Consider the following 23,382-nt stretch of genomic DNA (forward strand, 5'->3'; position numbering starts at 1 on the left):
TTACCGTCCGAGCTAATTTTATCATAAAAAAACCGCCTTTTTACGGGCGGTCTTTTCTCCTTCACAATAATATTTTTAAAACGCGTTCTCTAAGTAATTTGCACGATTATAGCTTTGTTCAATTTTATTTTTTTGATTGGTCAAAACGTTAATCGTGCTTGCTGGCAAAGTTGTTTCTTTTAGTACATCCTCGTAATCTTCTAACGCTACTTTTTCACCATTTCTTACTTCTTCTAGCATAGCCTCTTCATCCTCGTTAGAAAATAACGCTTTTGTATCCATCCATGCCCTGTGTACTGCTCCCTTAAAGGTACCGGTATATTTGGTCACGTCCATTCCCTTGGCGGTAAGTTCATGTTCCAATTCTGCTTTAAATTGATTACGCTCATTGGCTTTTTGTTCAAATAAACGTTGTAACGCTTTACTTTCTACTTGATTTGCCGCTTTGGTAAATCCTTGCTCTGCATCATAGGCCCTAGCTAAAAGACCGTTTAATTTTTCTTCTGTATTCTTTTCAAAAACTGACATAGTGTTATTTTTTTGTTTGAAACAAAGTTGGGACTATTTATAAACAAACGTTAGTGCATTTACATATTGGTTTAACTCTTTAAACCACAGTATCAAATATTAAGCATCTCCATATTCTACTAGAACAATCATATAGCAAATACGCTAAGGTTTTCCGTATTATAGCAAAACTTTGCAGGTAGCTACGTATACATTTGAAGTGAATTAAAACAATAAAAAACAGACAATATGAGAAAGACACTTTTATCTTTAGTAGTAGCAACACCTATTTTATTAGGAAGCTGTAAAGTAGACCAAAAAAAAGAAGCAGAATTACCAGAAGTAGATGTTGATATAGAAACCGCAGCCGGACAATTACCGTCTTACGATGTGGATTGGGCAGATGTAAACGTGGGTACGACCACTAAGACCATGGAAATACCTAAAGTAGTTGTGGTCATGGAAGAGGAAGAGGTAGAAGTACCTTACTTGGATGTTGATATGCCAGAAGATTATGGCGAGAAAATAGAACGTACCCTACGCGTAGAAGCAGAAATTGCAGAGACCAACCATAATTTGGATATAGAAAAAATATATGCCAGTGAGGATAATTTAATTGTTGTTTCCTCTTTAGAAAAAGGCGAACAAAGTCTAGGTGATAAAAAAATGCGTATTTCTGACCAGGTAACATTAAATGCGCCAGATTTAAATGTAAAGTATTATATAATTGGCGAAAGACCAGAACAGGTGTTTAATTCTTCTTACACCTATGTAAAAGACATGGAGACCTTAAAAAATAAATTAGAAGGTTACCAAGTAATCTATGAGAGTTAATATACTTTGACATCCCTCAATAAAAAAGACCGTTTGTAACGGTCTTTTTTTGTTTACTATAAACTGGAAAATATTAATCTACCCAAATGGTTTTGGTATTGGTGAATTCTTTAATCCCATAACCGGAAAGCTCACGCCCGTAGCCACTATTTTTTATTCCTCCAAAAGGTAATCTAGGGTCTGATGCTACCAGTTTATTTACAAAAGCATTACCGGCTTCTAGTTGCAAGGCTATTTTTTCACCTCTTTCCTTATTACCAGTTAACACCCCAGCTCCAAGTCCAAAATTGGTGGCGTTTGCTAAGCTAATGGCCTCTGCTTCGTTTTTTGCTTTAATTACTGAAGCAACCGGTCCAAAAAGTTCCTCGTCAAAACCAACCATCCCTGGTTTTAAATTGGTGAGAATAGTTGCTGGGTAATAAGCCCCTTTCCTATCTGGTACTTGACCACCCAAATGTAATGTACCTCCTTGCTTTACGGTTTTTAAAACTTGTTGGTGCAACTCGTCTCTTAAATCTACCCGGGCCATTGGACCATAAAAAGAATTTTTGTCCTTAGGTTGTCCAAGGATTGCATTTTCCATGCGTTGGGTAAATTTTTCCAAAAACGCATCGTATACCTTTTCTAAAACAATAAAACGTTTAGCTGCAATACACGTTTGCCCATTGTTTTGTAATCTACCAAATACCGCTGTTTCCACAGCAGTATCCAAATCCACATCGTCTAAAATAATGTAGGCATCACTACCGCCCAATTCCAACACCGATTTCTTTAAGTGTTTGCCAGCTATTGCTGCAACGGATCTGCCAGCTGGCTCGCTACCGGTTAAGGTTACGGCAACTATTGCATTATTTGCAATAATGTCTTCAATTGCGGAAGACCCAACATTAAGATTAGCAAACAACCCTTCTGGAAAACCTGCTTTTTCCATCGCTGCTTCAATAGCAAAGGCACAACCCTGTACATTAGAAGCATGTTTTAATAAGGCCGCATTGCCGGCCATTAGCGCTGGAGCCAAAAAGCGGATTACTTGATAGAAAGGAAAATTCCATGGCATCACGGCCAATACCACACCTAAAGGTTGAAAAGTAACATAACTTTTTGTGGCTTCCGTTTCCACTTCCTCTTTAGCTAACAATTTTTCGGCGTTATCTGCATAATAACGGCATACCCAAGCACACTTCTCTATCTCAGATTGGGATTGTTTTAAAAGTTTACCCATTTCCTCCGTAGCTAATTCTGCATAAACTTCTTTATTGTTCTCAAGAACATCTGCCAGTCTATGTAAATACTTAGAACGTTCTAACAAGCTTTGCCCCTTCCATTTCGTATAAGCGTTATTTGCCTGCTCAATTTTAGTTAAAACTTCCTTCTCTGTATGTCTAGGATATTCTTTTATTAGCTCTTCCGTGGCTGGATTAATACTTTTAGCTACTTCCATAATTCTACATTTATCTTCAAAATTAAGCACAACAATTGGCTAAATAGGCTCCTTTTAGCAGATTAATTACCCGTATTGCACTCAAGATAATTCACTTGGCAAATGCCCATAGAATTTTTTAAACGCTACGGTAAAATGTTGGGGGTTCTTATAACCCACTTGTTGGGATATTTGCGCAATACTTAATTCTTTTGCCCGTAACAGGTTATGCGCTTTCTGCATGCGTAGTGCGGTTAATTGCTTAAAAATGGTTTTTCCGTAAACTTTCTTAAAATCGGTCTTTAATTTGGTAGTATTTATTCCTGCAAATTGAGCTAGTTCTGGAATGGTTACAGACCGGTGCAAGTTATAGACTAGGTAAGCGTTAACTTTCGCCATTAAAGTATCGGCTAGTTTTGGAGGACTTGCTGTTATAAAGGCGCTTCGTTTTGTTTCGTTTTTATGAAATATTAAGTACAAAAGCTCTACCGTTTTGGTTTGTAGGTAAGCCTTTTTTAAATCACCCTCCACGGTAGCCGTGTCAAAATCATTTAAAATAGCACAAATAGAATCGTTAAAAGGTCTGTTCTCTTTCCAATAGCTAGTTAGGTCATTATTCAAATAGAGTTTTTCTAAGGCATAAAGCAATTCCTCGTCCTCCTTAAATAAATGCGCTAAAAATGCGAATTGCACGGTTAAAATATAACAAGCATTAGTTTCACCAGCTGCAACAACAGAAAGGTTACCGGCTGGGTTAACTAACAGATTATAAAAACCTGCTTCTAGAGCAACCATTTTTTTCTTGAACTTTAATTGGTTGCTACCGGAGACTTGAAATACAAATTTTAGGGCCTTGTGCTCTTGGAACAATTGCGACCGTAACTTTTCTTGGGGATGGTAAGACAAACCCAATAACACACAGCCATTTAATTGATACCTTTTTTGAATTCCATTTTCTCCTATAAAAGCTAGTTGAGTTCCTTTTTCCTCAAAGGCTTGCAATGAAAATGGTGGAGCGTTGGTGCCTTTAAAATGCCATTTTTCCTCTTTACCCATTATAAACTTCCTTTTGGGTCATTTTAACTTCCGTTTGCGTTATCGTTTGTTTTTAGTTGCCTTTTACTTTTGCAAACCTAATTATTTTAAATCGTTCTAAATAAAAATTAAGTGCGTTTTTATTATTTAATCCTAGTAGTCCTTATTAATTGCATTTACCTGCAAGCCCAAACAAACCGAACAATTACTGGTAAAATAAGTACTGTAAACGGCGAACCTTTATTTGGAGCAACCGTTGTTATAGCGGGTACCCAAACAGGAACGCAAACAGATATAAATGGAAATTATACGCTAGGAAATATAACCGAAACTACAGTACAATTAAAAGCCTCTTACATTGGTTATTACGACAAAAAACAAAGTGTAAATTTCCTTAAGGGAGAGAAAAATTTAACGGCAGATTTTGTATTGGTAGAACGCACCAATAATTTGGATAACGTTACAGTAAGCGGAAAATCTAAAAAAACTGCTTTAGAAACAGAAGGTTTTGCCGTTACCGCCATACAAACGGAAGAAGCAAGCATACGCAACATACAGACCAATGAACTATTAAATACTACCGTTGGTGTAAAAATTAGGCAAAATGGTGGTTTAGGCGCTAATGTAGAATATAGTTTAAACGGATTATCTGGTAGTGCCGTACGTATTTTTGTAGATGGTATACCCATTTCTGTTTATGGTAATTCTTTTAACCTAAACAGCATTCCGCCTTCTTTAATTAAAGAAATACAGGTGTATAAGGGTGTGGTTCCCGGCCATTTGGCTAGTGATGCCCTTGGCGGAGCCATTAATATTGAACTACACAGCCAAGCAAAAAATACCTTAAATGTATCTGCTTCCTATGGTTCCTTTAACACCCTACAGACCAACGCCAATGCAGTTTATAGAATGGACACTTCTGGGTTCACCGTAAAGGCGTCTTTATTTCAAAACTATTCTGATAATGACTATGAAGTTTCTGGTCGTAGTGTTGTAGTTACAGGTCTTGGTGGCGTACAAACACCAATTACGGCAAGACGTTTTAATGATGCCTACCGTTCCGTGGGTGGTATTGCACAATTTGGTTTTACAGATGTTGCTTGGGCGGATCAATTCTTTTTAGGCATTACCGCTTCAGATGATTATAAAGAGGTGCAACATGGTGCATTTATGACCATAACCCCTTATAAAGACCGGTATTTAGAGTCTGATGCATTGTTGGGCAATCTTACCTATAAAAAGGAAAATCTGTTTACCAAAGGATTAGATTTAAACATCATAGGATTATACGGCAAACGCAACAGACAGGTGGTAGATACGCTTGCTGCAGCCTATGCGTGGAATGGGCAACGTGCCATAGATTTTAGGGGAGATGAGTATGAATATACTTGGGGTTCACAGCAAGAAGGTGGCCCTACCCTAGCAAAAATTAAAAGAAATGTTGCCTCGGTTAGAAGCGGACTTTCCTATGCTTTTAATAAAAACCATAAGGTTTTGTTCAATCATGTATTTAGTAGTATTGATAGAGAAGATAGTGATGCTCTTAATACCTTGTTAGAAAACATTTTTGTGGGCACAAGAGACTTGCGCAAGAATATATTTTCATTAACCTACGATGTATCTGCATTTGAAAACCGATTTAAAGCAAGCCTTTTTGGTAAATATTACCAGCAAAAGAATATTAGCAAAGACCCAGAAATTGCAGAAGATGAAGATGGTAACTCTATTATAGTTGAAGAAATTGTAACCAACAATACTACTAACGAAGGCTACGGATTTGCTGCATCTTACGCAATTATACCAGAATTTACCTTGTTAACCTCTGCGGAAAAAGCAGTACGATTGCCTAATGAAACCGAAATTTTTGGGAATGACGGGGATAATGTTGTTGCCAATTCTAGTATAAATCCTGAACGTAGTGATAATTTAAACGTGGGGTTCCGTTTTGGTTCTTTCAATATTAAAAAGCATCAGTTTTCTGTATACACCAATTTCTTTACTAGAAACATTAAAGACCGTATTGGCCTGCCCTTAGAAACTTCTTTAAATGTAAATGATGAATTAATTGTTTATGTAAACCAAGGCAGTGGTACTTCTAAAGGTATTGATGCGCAATTAAGCTATACCTACAATAATAATTTGGCTCTTAATTTTAACGTTTCTAAGTTCGATTTAAAAATTGAAAATAGAGGTACAGCGATAGATGTGCCTAACACACCGTTCTTAACTATGAACGGTAGTGCCAGATATCGTTTTAATAACGTTTTTCAGAAAAACGCCCAATTAAACCTCTTCTATAACCTGTACTATACAGACGATTTTTCTTATTTGGTGCCACAAGGATCCAACACCACGGGAGACGATTTCTTTAGGGTACCAGAACAGCTGGTTCAAGATTTAGGATTGAGCTACACGTTTCCAAGCAAGAACATCATTTTAAGTTTTGATGCCAAAAACATTTTTGATAAGCCGGTTTACGACAACCTTTCGGTCCAAAAACCAGGTAGGGCTTTCTATCTAAAATTAACCTATAACCTAAATAATTTTTAATACTTATAAATATAAATATGCTATACAATATGAAACGTACTAATTTAAATTTTAAAGCAGTTGTTTTATCTATAATCGCTACCGGTCTTTTTACCGCATGTAGTAACGAGGATGATGGCCCAGGGACAACACCAGACCCTGACCAAGGCCAAGAAGACACAAGATGGATTACAGTTGCAGCTGCTCGTATGGGAGAAAATCCTGGTGATGGTAACGGCGGAACTTTAATCTATGCTTTAACTAGTGAAGATGCCAAAGACCCAACCGTTTCCATTGCACCTTTTGATAACGGTTTTATAGTACCCTCTAATAGAACGGCTAGATTACAGGCTTCTGAAGATGGAAGCACTATTTTTAATATAAGCTACGCTGGGGACACCGGCGGTAATTACACCAAATATTTGGTGAATGGCGGACAAGATTTTGAACAAACAGGTTCAGAAATAAGCATCGCTCCTTATGTAGGCTCCGCTCCTAGATGGATTAAATTATTTGATGGCGATAAAACGGGTGCAGCCGTTTATGTATCTACAGAAAATATGTATGATGATAATGATACTCCAGATGACGAGACAGACGATACGTACATCAATACCGTTTCTACTATGGGAGTGGTAACTTTAGACCTAGAAAATTCTGCCATCGTTAATTTTGAGGAATCAACCTTTACCCTAAATGACGAAGATGCTGCAAATGGCTATTATATTGATAGGATTGATATGCCAACTTTAAACGCCGCTGGCGACAAATTGTATATTGGTGCTCGCGTTAGAAAGTTAGATCCAGCAACGGGTGAAAGAGAGAGCGATTATGAAATATTAGGTTCTAAAACTATTGTTTTAGACTACCCATCTCTAACCAACCCAACAATCATAACTTCTGGAATTAGTAATGGTAATACCAATGGCTACCGTAGTATCAATTCTTTTGAGTACAATGGTGCGGTTTACCAAGCTAATCAAAGTGACCCAAATGGTTCTTACATTCTAAAAATTGGTGCAGACAACCAATATGATGATTCTTATGTTTTTAATTTGGATGATGCTTTGGGTGTAGAAGGTGCATATGTGTTGGCTTGGAGACCGGCTGCAAACGGAAAGGCTGTCTTAGCTTATAGACACAATGGTTCTGAAGAAGGTGTTGCAGGTGCGCAAGGATTTTTTGCTCTAGTTGATTTGAATGCAAGAACCGCAACTCAGTTAACTGATATTCCTTACGACCCAGATTTTTACCTGTTCCAATACCAAGGTTATGCCGTAGATGGTAATGAAATTTACCTAACGCAAGCCCCAGTGGGTCAGAACGGTAATATCTATGTGGTAGATACTGAAACCGGTGCCGTTACAAAAGGTGCGGAATTGGTTAACGTAGAAGGCAGCCATTTTATTGGTGCTTGGTAATAGCTATAAAAATAACTACTTACTAAAAAGGGTTTCTAGTTAGTTACTAGAAACCCTTTTTTATATTTTACAATTATATTTTAAATCAATTGATGTGTTGTTTCCATAAGCTGTGCAATTTTATCTTCATTGTAAGCATCTGCATGGGCCTTGTTATAGCCACCACGGTCATTGTCAAAATACTGACCTGTTTTATCTGCATGAATGCTATCCAAAGCCAAGGAATATAAAATATCTACCCCTTTAGATGCTGGAGACCAGTGCTGTCCGTAGGCCTCTTTTGCCATTTTCGTATTCAATAAAGAACCTGGATTTACCGCCAATGTTACAATATTTGGATGTTTTTTTGCGAATTCAAAAGACCACATGGTCAGCGCTAATTTACTCTGAGCATAAGCTTCATTGGTACCTAGAGACGCTTCTCCTCGTAAAGCTTCCAAAGATACTGGTGCTTGCGCCGCGGAACTTAAATTGACTATTCTTGGCGCATCTGATTGTTGCAGAAGAGGCAAAAGCTGTTCAGTTAATAATACAGGCGCTAAGTAATTTACTACCAAACGCAAATCAACCCCATTCTCTGCTTGCTCTTCTTGACTTTTAAAAACGCCTGCGTTATTGATAAGTACATCTAGTTTTGAAAATTGAGAATTTATGCTTTTTGCCATGGCGTCTACTTCATTTAGTTTAGACAAATCTGCTACAAAACCCTCTACTCCACCTAAACTACCTACTTCTGCAATAGTTTTTACCGTAGCTTCTACTTTTTGTGCATTTCTACCATGAATATAAACGGTATGCCCTTCTTTGGCTAATTGTAATGCTGTTAATTTACCAATACCATCGGTACTTCCTGTTATTAATATTGTTTTCATTTTGTTTATGTTATTTTGAATGTCAGTTCGATTGCAGTCGAGAACTAATGAGACCTTTCAACTACGCTCAAGGTGACATTTTGTTTTATTTTTATAATCCAATTGTTTTAAAAATCCTCATTTCGAGTGAATTTCACGATTATATTGAGTGAGATTATTATCGAGAAGTTTAAAAAGGAGCAATCATATCTTTTGGTCCATCTGGTAAACTCCATCGCTCGCGAGGGGTAACACTGTCCAATGCAACATCTTTAATTGAATTGTTACTGATGTTGCCATAACTACTGGTACTTCCTCTAGGTATATGCATATTGTCACCATACAACCAAACTACTAAATTACTACGCTGGCCACTTTCTATTGGATGTGTTGCATGTGGTACATTACCTCTGTGAATAATGGCTTTACCTGGTTGAAACTTAGTTTGCACGGTTTTTCCTGAAGCTTTATCATAGAAATCAACTATAGAACCTGTAAATTCTTCATCAGGTAAATTAGTATTGATATTTAAGGTTGCCGATGAAGCATCGGTATGTGCGTGTAAATCTTTGTCTTTATCTGGATTGTATTGTATTGAAAATCCGAAAGTCTGATTGTCATAACCGTAAGTTCCAAGTAAAAGTCGAGAAATCGGACGCATATAACGGTCCATAATAGCATTATAAAATGTTTGAAAGCTTGGTGCTGCCAAATGCCCTTCAGAACGTGGGTCTAACATCATACCGTAACGATTTAATTGAATACCGTAAGGTGCGCGTTTCGGAATTCCTGAATTAACCGCATCTTCTAAATACTTTCTAAAATCGGCTAAACGTTCTAAATCGAAAAACTGCGTTTCGTACACACCAGGAATAATTTCTTCCCACAAATTTGCTACAGCACTCTCTTTTTCTGGATTTTCCCAAGCATCGTTGATGGCTTTACGCAATTTTGGGTCGAGCAAAGATTCGTCTGGCAACAGTAAATTGTCTTTGTTTTCTTGCTCCCATTCCGCCCAAGCAGCTTCTAATAATTTACGGTTTTCGTTCCAAAATTTAGAAACCGATGGATCGCGTCTTAATGATAATTCTCTTGATGGCACTTCTAAAGCAAGTACTTCTTTAAGTGCGTTTGTATATTCTATTGTTTTCATGATAATTTCTTATTGTTTTTTACTTACACTACAAATGTATTTCAGCCATCCAGCTATTTTTTGGTAGAAAACAATGTGGTTTTGGTAAAAAATAAGGTTTCCAGTAAAAACTAGACTAAACTAGCTTTATAGGCACTTAAACTAATGCCCTTATAGGTTTTAAACGTCTTGTTTAAATGACTAGAATCGGTAAAACCAAGCGCTAAAGCAATTTCAGAATCTTGTGCATCGGTGTACTTCAATCGGGTTTCTACCAACTTTAATTTGTAATTGATGATGTACCTTTTTAAGGAAACATCGGTATGTTTTTTAAAATACTCACTAATATAATTGTCTGCCATATGAAATTCCTTGGCTAAACTTTTGGTGGTAAGTAATTCCGGATTATAAATATTGGAATGAATGTAATTTATAATTTGCTGAATTTTAGAGGATTTGACTTTTTTAACCTCTAAAGTGTTCACGTATTGAATGTTACGAGCGATTAAGTGAAGTATTACCGATAGGGAGTTTTGTATTATAAAAACGTCTCGTGTATTTGTATTCAAATATTCCGTAGCCGTCATATTCACTAAAGACACTAAATGCGCCCTATCGGATGTTGTTTCAAACTGCATTTCGCGTAGTTGATGGCTTTCGCTATTTAAAATTTCTTCAATTTTACGAAACCAATCGTTTACGGCTAATTCTTGGTTTTGTGAGTTGGTATTTCTAAAGAAACTTTTCAAAAACTTAATGGCAATGGTACTTGTAGCCGTTTTAGGTTCTACAATGTAGATGTCATCAGGAACAAACACAAAGAAACTATTGGAATCATAAGATACCGTTTTACCGTTAATTTTGATGCTACCACTCCCCTTTTCAAAATACAGTATCTCAAAAAAGCGAATGTTGGTATACTCACAAAACGAGAAAAATGTTTGCTCTTTGTTTTGCTGAATAACGATATTTTCTAGAATAGTTCTTGCCAAAGTTTAAAAGGTAGACAAAAAAAGGAAAGCCATATGTTAGCTTTCCTTTTTTTTATCTTATTTACTGAAATCCATGAGGTTTATTTCACAATAAAATCGCCATTAGAGCGGATGTAAATAACCGTTTCTGTATCTGTACTTAAACGTGGTGAAGCGCCATATTCTGCACCAAAATAAGACCCGGCTTCCAAAACATTTTTAGCATCCTTTTTAGAAAATTGATGGGTTACTTTGCCAGAAATAACCACAGCTCTAAAATTTGGACTTAAATTTTTAATACTTCCTTTAAAGCCTGCTGGCAATTTTAATAGGGTTGCTCGTAACTGATTGGCATCATGACTCCCCCATAAAAAGGCAGTTTCTACATTACTCTTTTCAGAAACCCACTCCATATCCTTGGCATGCAACCATACTAGGTTAGCTTCATCTATATTAATTGGGCGCTCCCCATTGTCAAATGCCTCTTCTGTAGGTTTCACTAAATACGGACCTTCTTGAATATCTAAAAAAGCCATGTTTTCTTCTCCATCTGCAGCGGTTACGTGTCCTTCACCAGCAGGCTGCTGCCAATAGCTCCCTTCAGGCAACCACATTTCTTCAGCTTTTGGGTCATCATTATGCAACAATCCTTTAATTACCACTGCACGATAGGTAATATTATGTATATGCGGCGGTGAGGAAAAACCTTTGTTGAACTTCACCAAAAATCCAGACGGTTCGTTCTTGGTACGGTCTCCCCATAATTGCCCTGCAGCCGGACTTTTATCGCCTCTGGCAGGATTTAACCATCCCCAATCTATTTGGTCTTGGGTTACTACCTCGTTTTTACTTTTTGCGGTGTCTGTTGTGGGTGTTTGTGCAGAGGCTGTTATTATTACTGCTAATGCAAAAACACCTAATATGAATTTTTTCATGTTTATTGCTTCTATTTCCACGTAATTATGTCTGACTTTTCCCTTCGCACTTTAGGATGTTCCGGGTCTGCTTTTCTATAACCAAAGGCGGCCATAAAGGCTAAACCATATTTGTCCGTATCAATACCAAATTTGTCTTTTAGTAAGGGTTCTATTTCCGTTTGATGAAACCCTTCTATTGGGCAACTATCTATACCCACTAAAGCAGCAGAAGTCATCATATTAGCCAAGGCTATGTAGGTTTGTTTGGTAGACCAATCGAATAATTTTTTATCGGTATCCAGGTTAAAATCGCGCTCCTGAAATTCTCTATAGAACTTGGAATACGTTTCTACAACATCTTCTGGAAATTGCTTCACTTTACGCATCATATCATCTATATACTCCGCATCATGTTTTACCATAGGGGCTTTCATTGCCAACCCTAACACAAAATGGCTTGCCGTGTCTAATTTTAAAGGTGCACCCCAAGCGAAAGGTTTAAGTGATTCTCGCAATTCTTTGTCTTGTACCACTACAAAATGCCAAGGCTCAAAACCAAAAGAACTAGGTGATAAATGCGCAGTTTCTAAAATAAATTCAAAATCTGCTTCTGATATTTTCTTAGTGGCATCAAACTCTTTGGTGGCATGACGAAAATTAAATGCTTGTAAAATGTCTTCTTTTGCTATTTGTGTTGTTTCCATAGGTATTGTAAATTTTATTATGTTCTTAAAAGTTTTATTTTAAAGCTAATTTGTAGATGTAATAGGGTTTAGTACCGGCATCTGCCTCGCCTGTAAAAGCAGTTGTTTTATGTAATTGATTTACAGCAATGTAGAGGTAGCCCTCATTAACAGCTACGTTATCTGGCCAATCCAATCGTTTGTCACGAATAACGGGAAGCAAATCTCCTGTTGTTGTCAATTTGTCTATTCCGTAATTCTGGGAATTAGTCATATAATGCACCCCATTTTTAGCGGTGATAACACCGTCAGAAACTGGTTTTGGTCCTACAATTTTTAGTGCTTTGTCAAATTCATCCTTAGACTTCCCTTCCCTTAAAACAGAGCTAGGTATTGCATACCAAGTAGTACCACTCATAGCCCCATAAAAAAGTATTTCCTTATCAGCACTTAAGGTAATAGGGTTTATACCAACACGCGCTGGTGCTCCACCAAATAGCAGCAATTCTCCATTAATATAAGTGTCAATATTTTCGGGTTGCATGCTTGCATGTGTAATTCTATTTGCCGTGTTGCTATTGGTATCTAATACTAAAATTCCAGGGTTGGCTATATCTGCCAAGAATACAAACCCATTAATATCATCTATCGCTAAATCTTGGATAAAGCTTCCTTTTGGTGCTATTTCTTGCGAAAATTCGTATTGGTATACCTCCTTACCCGTGTTGATATCAAATGCGTACACTCTAGTAGTTCCACGATTTTGCCCCATGTCTACAATCCAAAGTCTATTTTTAGCATCAATTCTAATTCCCAAAGGGCTGTCTATTTGCTTTCCTTTTGGAGCACCTTTAATACTTTGATAACTAGCGTCTGGAAAAGGAGTATAACTATTCTTTCCGGTGATTTCTATTAGTTGCACATTTACACCGTCATTACCTAGCGGATGAACAGTACTAAAAATTCTATCATTACTTACAGCTACATTTCCTGGTCTAAAAGGTAGTGTTGCCGCTATTTGCAATTCTTTTTGTTGGCTCCATCCTAATTGATAGGCCATAAGCGATACTATTATAAAACTAATTACTGTTTTCATATTTCTGAATGTTTGATGCAACAAAGTTAGGCACGGATTTAGCTTACAACCATGTACAAATAGAGGTTTGTTTGGTACATTTAAAGGTTGTGCCCTAGTATTAACAATAGTTTAAGGTTATTTTAAGCTATTTTTGAAGCTAAAATAGCATCATATGGAAGTTTTACAGGCAATAAAACCTTTAGAAATACAAGAAGTGCGATTAGATACGTGGGAACAGCGACCCATTAAAAACAATTTTTTTGAGTTGGTTTTGATTAAAGATGGGAACGGCTCTCAGTGCATTAATTACAATGAATACAAATATGCCAAGGGCGATATTTTTCTATTACCGCCACTTAAATGCCATTCGTTTACTATTGCCGAACCCACTACATTTATCTTTCTTAAATTTTCCGATGCATTTTTTAAAAATTCTAGCAAAATAAACATAGATCGTGATGCTTGGTTTAAAGAAGCTGCTTACGTACTTTCTAATTACAACCAATTACCGGGAGATATTATTACTTCTAATGTAGACCGAAAGTACATAACCAACCTTATTGGGATAATTTTAGAAGAGTCTCGTAACTATTCTGAAGATTCCTTAAGTCTTATCACTAGCCTAATGACCAGTATTTTGGAACTGTTAATGCGTAATATTAAGAAAAGTGTTTTTTTAAACAGTACCTCTAATGCTCAAGGCGATGAACGCATGGGTAGAATGCTTAATTACATTAATGAAAACCTAAACACCCCTCCCCTATTAAAGGTTGAAAATTTAGCCGAAGTTTTTAATATGTCGGCCACCTATGTTAGCGAATTCTTTAGAAAGCAGATGCATATATCCTTACGGGAATACATTATAAAAGCCAAACTAAAGCTCGTAGAAATAAGACTACTTAATAGCGATTATACGTTTACAGAAATTGCAGACGAGCTGGGTTTTACAGATGTAAGTCACCTTTCTAAAACCTTTAAACGGTATTCTGGCTTAACACTTAAAGAATTTAAGCGCAAAGGAGAATACCAGTTGTTAAAACGTAGCCCTTGTTCTACCTAAAACTTTATCCCTAAGGCATCAAACAAATGACTCATAGTCCATGCCGGGCCAATCATTAGAAATTGTAAATCCTTTAAAAAAGAAGGCTTTTTTCCTTCATGATTATGTCCAATAAACTGGCCTATCCATGCAACGACAAAGATACCGAGCATTAGCGCCCAAAGCGGTGCAAAATTTAGTTGAGCAATGGCATAAATACCCCAAAGCACACCGATAGAAAACAACAGCATCCCAACAAATAAAACTATAGATAAGCGTAGATAATAGAGCAATCCAAAAATGATTAGTAAAGTTCCAACGTGCGAAAAAGGTTGTAAAAATGTGGGTAATACTGAAGTTAGGGCATCCGGTAACGGAATACAAGCCAACAGGCCTATTAAACTAAAAAAGATAAGTGGCACACAGATGTAATGTATACTAATATTCAGTTTAGTTTGGTGACTTTCGGCATATTCAGATAATAAAGCATCAATAGTTCTCATAAAAAATTTATAGTTAGTGATTAGGTGTTTTTACAAACTGACGTAGTTGTTGGTATTCTTCCAATCCTTTTTCCGTTAAATGCGGAAGTAGCAATTGCCATAATAGCTGAATACTAGAGGTTTTGTTTACTTTATAACTTGGATTATTAATTGCTATTTTTTGCGATTGCCAAAAAGTGCTCAACATCCAAATAGCATAGATAACTTGGTCATAGTCTACAACATCATTCGCTGCTTTCATACGACCAGATTCAACATAGTAATCTATTAGTTTACGTGCTTCTTTAAAACGTTCTAAATTCCCGGCTTCATAGCGTTTCGCAATGGTTGGATGGGTTTTAATAATATTTACCAAATCGTTAAAAAAGAAGGCATATTCTTGTTGCAGCGCATCAAATTTGCCCATCATTTCTTCTAAATGAAACAAGGTTAGATAGGTATTTTTAGGCAAAATATAATCTAAGGTCACCGTGTACATATCTTCATAGAGCGCTTCTAACAAATCTGATTTGGTATTGTAATGGTACTTTAAATTACCCGCACTTATGCCCATATGGTCTGCTAACTGTTTCATGGAAACATTGGACATTCCCGCTTTATTAAACAATTTTATAGCTGTTGCCTTTATGTTGGCTTTCATTGTTCATTTTTAAACTAATTACGTAAATATATGAATTTTTAGTAAACGTTTACTAATTAATTTATAAGCCAGGCTGCCGAGCTAAAAACTTTTAAATAAGCAGATTAAATTCTTAGAGCAATAAAAACAAGGTTATAAGATAATGACTTGCCACACTCAGTTAGCCCAAACTCGTACCCACTTAAATACTAAGCAAATTATATTTATCTACTAGAAATATCTTCTCTTATACTAAACTCATATTGCTCTACGTTATTTAGTGGAGGTCATTTTTAAATACTTTTAACCTTAGATAATTCCCTCTTTTAAAAAACAAAACACCATACTGTGACTAAGAAATTTATTACTGCCGCCGTTTTTATCCTTCTAATAACTTTTAGTTGTTCAAAAGATTCAGCTACGGAAGACAATACTAAATCGCAACCTGATACAGAAGAAAATGTACAAGTTGAAAAGGCATTTAATCCAATGCCTGCAGATAAGGCTACTGATGTGGAAACATCTATTGACACCATTACCTTTGAGATTGGAGAAAATACTCCAGAAGATGCTTTTTTTAATTTATACTTTAGTGCCAATGCCGATGACTTAGGAGAACCTGAGACAATTTCTAAAAACTCCTGTACAAAGGCATTAAACAGTGATACCACCTATTATTGGAAAATTGAAACCTTAGACAATGCTAAAAACATACTTGCTTCTTCAGATGTTTGGAGTTTTACTACTGTAGCCGATGAAACTAATACATCTGCGGTTTACCTAGCTGAAAATGGTGTAACCATAAAAGCTTATGATTGGGCTGAAATAGGGGATACAGGTATTATAGATGGCATTACCTATACTGTTGTTGATGAGTCTATGCTTAATGAGTTGGTTGACAACGATCAGGACGTAACAAAAGTTTGTACTACCAAGGTAACCGATATGGCCGGTATGTTTTATAATGCATACACTTTCAATCAAGACATAAGAAGTTGGGATGTGTCTAATGTAACAGATATGTATATTATGTTTTATAATGCATACACTTTCAATCAAAATTTAGGAAGTTGGGATGTGTCTAAGGTAACCAAAATGCGTTCTATGTTTAGTGGAGCCTACTCTTTCAATCAAGACATAAGGAGTTGGGATGTGTCTAATGTAACAGATATGTTTTATATGTTTAGTAGAGCCTCATTATTTAACCAAGATATAGGAAGTTGGGATGTGTCTAAGGTAACCGATATGGCCGGTATGTTTGATGGAGCTTCCTCTTTTGACCAAGATATAAGAAATTGGGATGTATCCAATGTAACCGATATGGTCCTTATGTTTAGAGAGGCATCCGCATTTAATCAAGATATAGGAAGTTGGGATGTGTCTAAGGTAACCAATATGGGTGGTATGTTTAGGGATGCCTACGCATTTAATCAAGATATAGGAAGTTGGGATGTGTCTAAAGTAACCATTATGGGAAGTATGTTTAGGGATGCCTCATCTTTTAATCAAGATATAAGAAGTTGGGATGTGTCTAACGTAACTAATACGAATTTTATGTTTGATAATGCCTCATCTTTTAATCAAGATATAGGGAGTTGGAATGTGTCCAATGTAACCAATATGAGTTATATGTTTAGGGATGCCTACGCATTTAATCAAGATATAGGAAGCTGGGAGGTGTCCAATGTAACCAATATGAGTTTTATGTTTAATGATGCTTCCTCATTTAATCAAGATATAGGGAGTTGGGATGTGTCTAATGTTAGTAACTGTTCAAATTTTTCATTAAACGCTTTATCTTTAAATCCAGATTTTTTACCAAGTTTCACAAATTGTAGCCAATAACATTATCATAACTTTTGGGCCATACTGCCAAGCTTAAACCTTTAAGATTAGCAGGGTAAAATTTTAATGGTTATATCTACAAGATTATAAGATTACATCTTGCAGACCCTTTTCAATATTCTTGTAGAGGTAATTAAAAGGTGACTTGTTTTTATCCCTACTGACGTTTATGTGGCTGTCTTTATACCTACTATCCTTGTTTTTGGTATTATTGGGCATAAAAAGATTCAACAGGGTATTCAATACCTTTTTACGTTTATAACTGTTTGGATGCAGTAAGTAAACACTAACATCCTCATAGGCAATTTTTAAATCTATGGTAGAATTATCGTTTTGTCCGTAAATGGTAAAATATAAATCCGTCATCTGGCCCTCTACCTCTGTATAAGCAGCCGGTATGGTAAACGCATTCACCTTGGTAAAATCTAGATTGTGGAGTTCGCCTTTGAAGGTAAAAGTATCATCCTGGTTATTTGGGTCAAATGTCCAGTCTGCTGCAAATGGCGCAACATTCATAAACTTACTTTTAAAATGCAGCTGAACCGGTTGTTTATATTTATTACCTAAATTAGAGATAGTAGCGTCTAACGCATTAAATGTTAGCACCCCACCTTCATTATTGGGTTTACTCTTTTCTATATAGGTTATGTTAGCCTCATTTAAACTAAAAGTATCTATGGCAATACCAATTGGGGCCTCCCGCAAAAGAGAACCGTAAAGCGGTTTAATACTAAAGTCGTCTGCAATTAATTTATTCCTATAAATGGTAACCTCCGGTTTATTAAACGTTATGATATTAGATTTTAAGGCCAATTCTTCATTTAGGCTTTCTAAGCGTAGATTCTTTAATGAAACAGCCTTTACTTGAACGGAATAATGGTCTCTTTCTTTTTCCAATTGCGCATCAAATTTCTCTTTGGACAATACGGTCTTATAATTCACATTATAAACATCCGTATGGTTGGTAGTTCCGTTTAGAGAATCTATTGTGATATCTTCAAAAGGGGTAGCTTTAACAAAAACGGCGCCTGATTTAATCTGGTAACTTTCCCCAGTAAAAGGAAAACGTTTGGCAATTGTTTTATCCGAGACAAGAATATTTTTAATGGTAAGATTAAAGTTGGTTAAACTTAATAGCTCTTCCTCTTTATTGGCATTGGTTACCTTAAGTTTGGTATTGGTAAGAATAAGTTCTTTTAACTTAATTACAAAACCAATTTCATCTTTAGTAGTCTTTTTAGGGTCAATTTCTTCTTCGTTTTGTTTCAGCTTAACTAATTGACCGTCTAAACCATTCATTTCTATAAATTCAATAGGAAGCTTTCCTGTCAATAATAAGCGTACATAGCCAATATCCTTAATTATTATGTTTGTTAAGGATAAATTACCCGTGAATCCAGAATTGGTTTTTTCAGATAGTATAATTGTAGGTTGTACAAACTTGGCCGTACCTTGAAAAAGCTTAAGTTCCAAGCCCTTATAATTCACTAGAACTCCTTGGGCCTCTTTGTTGGCTAAAAATTGCTGCCACCTAAAACGTACGCCTTGGTCTACCGAAAAATAGGAAAGCACTATTCCAAGCACAGGAATAATGAAAAACCGAATTAATTTGTTTCTAAAAAGCAAGAATTTTGTTTTAACTAAAGATACCTAAACCGGTATTACTTTCCCTTTTTCTTTTCGGGTTTTACTAGTTTATCATTTTTCCATGTTCCGCTGGTAATAATTTCTCCAGATTCCCCGTAAAAAATGCCCGTGCCGTTACGTTTATCATCTTCCCAATGTCCCACATATTTTTCTCCATTGGGCCAGAAATAGGTTCCCTCTCCTTCTCTTTTGTCTTGCTTATAATTACCAATATAGTATTCCCCATCTGGCCAGTAAAATGTACCTTGGCCATGTCTAAGGTTTTGCTGCCATTGACCTTCGTAACGGCTGCCTGTTTCTAATAATGCAATACCATACCCGTTGGCTTTACCGTTTTTTACCTGACCAACATAATGGAGCGCACTCCCTTTTTTACTTTTAAAAGTCAAGTATTCACCAGCGGCGGAGTTTTGCAATTGTTGTTTTAGACGGGTAATCTGTACTTTGGCTTTCTGCAACGCAAAGGCCATAGAATCTAATTGTTTTACAGGCAATTGGGTATTAGAAAAGCGCATTCTTAGACTATCCAATAGAACTGAATCCAATTCCTTTTTTGGTAAAACTGGTCCGCCACCCAATGCTCTCATTTTTTGCGTTAAAGCAATTCTCATTTTTAAATCCTTATCATAACCTTTGGGCTCTTTCTCCAATTCTTTAGTGTAGGCCTGTAGCGCATTTTCATAATCTCCATTAACCAGCATGGTATCTATACGCAGTACGGCCTCCCTTTCGTTAAGGGCGCGCTCCAAGGCCGTATTCGTTTTTTGTTCTTCTTGAAGCTTGCTACCTAATGCTGTAGATTTTACATAGAAAAACGTGGCCATTCCTAGGGATATTACCGCTAGGGCCATTACAGCTAATAAAGTTCTTTTCTTCATGGTTTAGTCATCTAAGTGAATGTCTGGCAATTTTTTTCTAACGCGTCTAAAATCAGGTGAATAATACATATGAAAACGCATAGTCCAAGCTTGTTTATATTCTCCACCATTTTCTAATGCCTGCCCTTGACTGTACATAAGGCCAGCCGCCACGGTTAGTCTTGGTGTAAGAATATAACCTACGGTAGTAGTAAGTCGTAAATCTTCCATTGGGCTAGCAACCACAGCCTTGCCACTTTGCATTATTAATTCTGCTTCGGGAGAAACGTAAAGCGTCTTAGGTTCTAATTTATGATTGTTCAAAGGAATTTTAGCCCGGAACATATACCGCCATCTATTCCTGAAAATGTATTCACTATCTTCAGCAAAACCTTGTGTCCACCTATGCTCAATACGTATTCTATGATAAATCATAGCACTATACAACGGCATGGCAAATTGGTATTGGTGCCAAATACGCCATTCTGGAACCACATTTCGATCTATGGAGTCTTCATCCGTATTAAAATTTACCCTTAAAACACCTCCTAAACTAAAATTTACCTTTTTATTGTAAATGTACCCTAATGCATGTCTATTGTAGATTTGGGCTACCTGACCAACAAATGGGGTTGCCTCGGTTTCTTGGAACCTAAAATGTGTTTGAGCATCCCAAAAGAATCGTTTACCTATCCTTATTTTACCATATGTATTTACCCAAACTTTAGAGGTTGGATCTTTATATTTAGATTCTTTGGGTAAGTACACCTTATCTTCTATCTCTTGAGCAACGGTAATTGAACTAATTAGTATTACCAATACCAAACCGAAAAATTTTAATCTAGAATTTTGCATTACTATTTCGATTTTTTGGTATTAACTTCTTCAAAAAGCTGTAAGACTTTTTCTGGATTTTTTTCTCGTTTTAGTTTTCGTTCCAGTTTATGCGTATCTATATTTCTTAGTTGCAGCATTCGGTTATATGCAAATGTCATTTGTGTATGGAGGGTCTCTGCGTTTTCGCAGGTCAATTTTTGTTGACTTTGCCTATAGAAATAAGGTACGAGTACCTTTTTATAAGCTCCCGTTATTCTTTTTTTAATTTCTTCGTTCATGACCGTTGCCATAAAAGGATTCCATATGGGATCCAAATAAGCTTCTTCTATGTTCTTGACGTTTTCTGGTAATTGGCTAATTTGATTTGCGATTTGCAGTAGTGTTTCCGTACATGTTAATTGCGTTTTAGCAAATGCTTTTTTCTCCGCTATGGCCTGCAAATTAGAATAAACACTTAGGTTGGTTTCTAGTAGCTGTTGTATGGCCGTTAAGGTCTTTTTTTGATTGCTATTACCATATTGCTCTATACTATCTTTAACCAACAGAATAGCTTCTTGTTGCTTTAACCATTGGTCTTCAATTTGTAGTAATTGCTGTTCCCCCTTCTCTTCACGTATTAAGCGCTGTAGTTTTTTATTTATTTCGGATATACTTATCGCGGCAAATTCTGCCATTTGCTCAAAACCTTGAAAACTAGTTAATTCAAATTTTTGAAGCTCATAAGATTCTGGCACGTAATTTTTTACAATTTTATCGTCCTTTACAGAAGCTTTTACCGTTAAAGGAATTGTTGGCACACCGTTTTTCCATAAGCTAGCGTATGTCTGCTCAAGAGATAAGTTATCTACAATACTCGCTTCATTTAATGCATTTAACTCATTAAACGGCTTTATGAAATTCTCGTTAATAGAAGCTAAAACATTGTGCTGAAAATAAACATCATCATCCGTTCGCTTTAAAATATTTAAATGTGCGTTAGATAGCAAGGAATCTAACGTAGGTTTATATTTAGCAGCAGTTTTAACCGCCTGTTGTAAGTGCTCAACACTGGACGCTTCTAAAGGAAAATAAGGCACCTTAACTTTAAACTTAGGCTTAAAACCATCATATTTTAATGCTAAAAAGAAAGTGTTGATTTTCTGATATCGATTAGCATTCTCTGCCAGCAATTGTTGCATTAAACCTTTTGAAAAGTCGGCATTTGTATTGGTCTGGGTTAATTTTACCAATTTTAAATACCCCGTATTTAAGTCTATTATTTCTGTTTCAGTGGAATTATTTTCAAAAACAGGAAAAACATTAGATTTATTCCCCTCCCTCTGAACCACCTTTAATAACAAGCCGTTTTCAAAAATCCAGCTTTCTTCCGTACCTGCTCCAGCTGCAGAGAACAACTCCCAATTATCATGGGCTATTCCATCTCTTAAAAAACGCCCTACTAAAGTGCTTGTGGTATTGGCAATACTAAAATCTTTAATGGGTAAACCCTTTTCGTAACTAATTGAGCTAGAATAGCGTTCTTCCTCTATTTCAGAGTCTTTTATTTTTGAAACCTTATAAGTCCAATTTCCTTGTAGTTTACCATCTAAAAATTCTCCGCTGACCTCCTCCTGCTGGCCACTTACCAGAACACGATATTGGTAATCTTCTACTTCTGTTTGTTTGTTAGAATTAAATTCCCCAAAAGAAAAAGTCCATCTGCCGGTTGGCACGCCAGCATTGAAATTTCCTCGGATTGTAAACGATTCATCCTCTTTTTCCAACAAAGCATCCAAGCTAGACCGCCTAAGCAAAAATGGTCCTTGAAATACCGTATCGCCGTCCTTAAGAAAATAGCCAAAATTAGCATTACCTTGATAGCCGTTTACGGTGTAGGGACCAGCGTATTCTTTTAGGTCTTGTGCACAAAGTGGAAAAGTAAAACCTACAAAAAGGGATAAGGCACAAATTGGAAAAAGAACTTTATTTAAAAGTTTCATTATTGTTAGTTTGATTCTTTAGATTGGTAAATCTCATTTTATCTACGCATTATATACCATTTTGGACTTTTAAGCCCTTACATTTTTAAGAGAATTACAACAATCCTATAAAAATGACCAACTATTTATGAAATGATAAAAGAAAAGCCCCAAAGATGGGGCTTTTATTAAGCTTCTCCCCTTGCAGGATACTTATTTTCAATAATATACTTTAGACCCTTTAACAGGTCCTTAAATTCAGGTCTTGCAAAAGGCATAGTCTGTATGCTTGCACTATAAAGTGTCTGGTCTGTTTTAATTAAAAACAGACCGGGCTCTATAAACATATCTGGTTCCTTATCCTTTACTCCCTCAGAGATGTAAAGGCCCCATTCTCTTGCCGCCTCTATGGGCATTTCATAACCAATAGGGATGTCGGCAATTTTCCATTCTTCATAGGTCTTTACGGCACGTTCTTTAGAATCCGAACTAATAGCGATTACATTGACCCCTATTTCTACGAACTTTCCTAAAATGGTTTGTAATTCTTCCAAATACGATTTACAGACCGGGCAATGTTTTCCCCGATAAAATATCACCATGGTAAAATGGTCTGGTTCTTGTTCTTCTAAATTATAACTAGTGCCGTTGACCAAGCTAATTTCTAGCTTTGGCACTTTTTTTCTAGGCTTAAACATC

At 36.3% G+C, this 23,382-nt stretch carries 21 protein-coding genes; 5 read left to right on the forward strand and 16 right to left on the reverse strand.

Translation table 11 applies throughout. From position 1 onward, the window contains the following. Positions 1-75 precede the first annotated feature (75 nt). Positions 76-528: a ferritin-like domain-containing protein gene (locus ACXAGS_RS05760; RefSeq protein WP_474905328.1), complete on the reverse strand. Its 453-nt coding sequence runs from the start codon at positions 526-528 to the stop codon at positions 76-78. Positions 529-756: 228 nt separating this feature from the next. Between ACXAGS_RS05760 and ACXAGS_RS05765 the strand changes: the two genes are divergently transcribed. Continuing rightward, entirely contained in the window at positions 757-1,341 is a 585-nt protein-coding gene (locus tag ACXAGS_RS05765; RefSeq protein ID WP_474905329.1) for a hypothetical protein, read from the forward strand. Between the two features lie 73 nt (positions 1,342-1,414). On the opposite strand, the gene ACXAGS_RS05770 is transcribed toward ACXAGS_RS05765, so the two are convergent. Both ACXAGS_RS05770 and ACXAGS_RS05775 read right to left on the reverse strand, forming a co-directional pair. After that, positions 1,415-2,782: an NAD-dependent succinate-semialdehyde dehydrogenase gene (locus ACXAGS_RS05770; RefSeq protein ID WP_474905330.1), complete on the reverse strand. Its 1,368-nt coding sequence runs from the start codon at positions 2,780-2,782 to the stop codon at positions 1,415-1,417. 81 nt (positions 2,783-2,863) lie between these two features. Continuing rightward, positions 2,864-3,817, reverse strand: coding sequence for a helix-turn-helix domain-containing protein (locus ACXAGS_RS05775; protein ID WP_474905332.1), 954 nt, complete (start codon positions 3,815-3,817; stop codon positions 2,864-2,866). 111 nt (positions 3,818-3,928) lie between these two features. On the opposite strand from ACXAGS_RS05775, the gene ACXAGS_RS05780 reads away from it, so the two are divergent. After that, entirely contained in the window at positions 3,929-6,346 is a 2,418-nt protein-coding gene (locus ACXAGS_RS05780; RefSeq protein WP_474905334.1) for a TonB-dependent receptor, read from the forward strand. A 29-nt stretch (positions 6,347-6,375) separates the two neighbouring features. Then, positions 6,376-7,746 (forward strand): hypothetical protein, encoded by a 1,371-nt coding sequence (locus ACXAGS_RS05785; RefSeq protein WP_474905335.1) that lies wholly within the window; start codon positions 6,376-6,378, stop codon positions 7,744-7,746. 80 nt (positions 7,747-7,826) lie between these two features. On the opposite strand, the gene ACXAGS_RS05790 is transcribed toward ACXAGS_RS05785, so the two are convergent. The 6 genes from ACXAGS_RS05790 to ACXAGS_RS05815 form a co-directional block, all read right to left on the reverse strand. After that, the gene (locus ACXAGS_RS05790; protein ID WP_474905337.1) at positions 7,827-8,618 is read right to left on the reverse strand and encodes an SDR family NAD(P)-dependent oxidoreductase; all 792 of its coding nucleotides are present in this window, start codon (positions 8,616-8,618) and stop codon (positions 7,827-7,829) included. A gap of 169 nt (positions 8,619-8,787) precedes the next feature. After that, positions 8,788-9,750 (reverse strand): 2OG-Fe(II) oxygenase, encoded by a 963-nt coding sequence (locus ACXAGS_RS05795; RefSeq protein WP_474905339.1) that lies wholly within the window; start codon positions 9,748-9,750, stop codon positions 8,788-8,790. A 110-nt stretch (positions 9,751-9,860) separates the two neighbouring features. Beyond that, positions 9,861-10,721, reverse strand: coding sequence for a helix-turn-helix domain-containing protein (locus tag ACXAGS_RS05800; protein ID WP_474905341.1), 861 nt, complete (start codon positions 10,719-10,721; stop codon positions 9,861-9,863). 80 nt (positions 10,722-10,801) lie between these two features. Next, the gene (locus ACXAGS_RS05805) at positions 10,802-11,635 is read right to left on the reverse strand and encodes a DUF4437 domain-containing protein (protein WP_474905342.1); all 834 of its coding nucleotides are present in this window, start codon (positions 11,633-11,635) and stop codon (positions 10,802-10,804) included. Positions 11,636-11,646: 11 nt separating this feature from the next. Beyond that, entirely contained in the window at positions 11,647-12,321 is a 675-nt protein-coding gene (locus ACXAGS_RS05810) for an NAD(P)H-dependent oxidoreductase (RefSeq protein ID WP_474905344.1), read from the reverse strand. A 34-nt stretch (positions 12,322-12,355) separates the two neighbouring features. Then, the gene (locus ACXAGS_RS05815; RefSeq protein WP_474905346.1) at positions 12,356-13,396 is read right to left on the reverse strand and encodes an L-dopachrome tautomerase-related protein; all 1,041 of its coding nucleotides are present in this window, start codon (positions 13,394-13,396) and stop codon (positions 12,356-12,358) included. 154 nt (positions 13,397-13,550) lie between these two features. On the opposite strand from ACXAGS_RS05815, the gene ACXAGS_RS05820 reads away from it, so the two are divergent. Then, on the forward strand, positions 13,551-14,438 hold the full coding sequence (locus ACXAGS_RS05820; protein ID WP_474905348.1) for an AraC family transcriptional regulator: 888 nt from the start codon (positions 13,551-13,553) through the stop codon (positions 14,436-14,438). Here ACXAGS_RS05820 and ACXAGS_RS05825 read toward each other — a convergent pair. Further along, complete coding sequence (locus tag ACXAGS_RS05825) at positions 14,435-14,920, reverse strand: Mpo1 family 2-hydroxy fatty acid dioxygenase (protein ID WP_474905350.1); 486 nt, start codon at positions 14,918-14,920, stop codon at positions 14,435-14,437. The genes ACXAGS_RS05820 and ACXAGS_RS05825 overlap by 4 nt on opposite strands. 13 nt (positions 14,921-14,933) lie before the next feature. Then, on the reverse strand, positions 14,934-15,560 hold the full coding sequence (locus ACXAGS_RS05830) for a TetR/AcrR family transcriptional regulator (protein ID WP_474905351.1): 627 nt from the start codon (positions 15,558-15,560) through the stop codon (positions 14,934-14,936). A 327-nt stretch (positions 15,561-15,887) separates the two neighbouring features. On the opposite strand from ACXAGS_RS05830, the gene ACXAGS_RS05835 reads away from it, so the two are divergent. Next, positions 15,888-17,384, forward strand: coding sequence for a BspA family leucine-rich repeat surface protein (locus tag ACXAGS_RS05835; RefSeq protein ID WP_474905353.1), 1,497 nt, complete (start codon positions 15,888-15,890; stop codon positions 17,382-17,384). Positions 17,385-17,468: 84 nt separating this feature from the next. Here the strand turns inward: ACXAGS_RS05835 and ACXAGS_RS05840 are convergent, their stop codons facing one another. The 5 genes from ACXAGS_RS05840 to ACXAGS_RS05860 form a co-directional block, all read right to left on the reverse strand. Further along, positions 17,469-19,010: a hypothetical protein gene (locus tag ACXAGS_RS05840; RefSeq protein ID WP_474905355.1), complete on the reverse strand. Its 1,542-nt coding sequence runs from the start codon at positions 19,008-19,010 to the stop codon at positions 17,469-17,471. A gap of 35 nt (positions 19,011-19,045) precedes the next feature. Continuing rightward, positions 19,046-19,909 (reverse strand): MORN repeat-containing protein, encoded by an 864-nt coding sequence (locus ACXAGS_RS05845; RefSeq protein WP_474905357.1) that lies wholly within the window; start codon positions 19,907-19,909, stop codon positions 19,046-19,048. Positions 19,910-19,912: 3 nt separating this feature from the next. After that, on the reverse strand, positions 19,913-20,743 hold the full coding sequence (locus tag ACXAGS_RS05850; protein WP_474905359.1) for a DUF2490 domain-containing protein: 831 nt from the start codon (positions 20,741-20,743) through the stop codon (positions 19,913-19,915). A gap of 2 nt (positions 20,744-20,745) precedes the next feature. Beyond that, positions 20,746-22,704 (reverse strand): hypothetical protein, encoded by a 1,959-nt coding sequence (locus tag ACXAGS_RS05855; protein ID WP_474905361.1) that lies wholly within the window; start codon positions 22,702-22,704, stop codon positions 20,746-20,748. A gap of 167 nt (positions 22,705-22,871) precedes the next feature. Beyond that, positions 22,872-23,381: a peroxiredoxin-like family protein gene (locus ACXAGS_RS05860; protein ID WP_474905363.1), complete on the reverse strand. Its 510-nt coding sequence runs from the start codon at positions 23,379-23,381 to the stop codon at positions 22,872-22,874. Position 23,382: the final 1 nt, after the last annotated feature.

Source organism: Croceivirga sp. ABH4_376, from assembly GCF_056160685.1.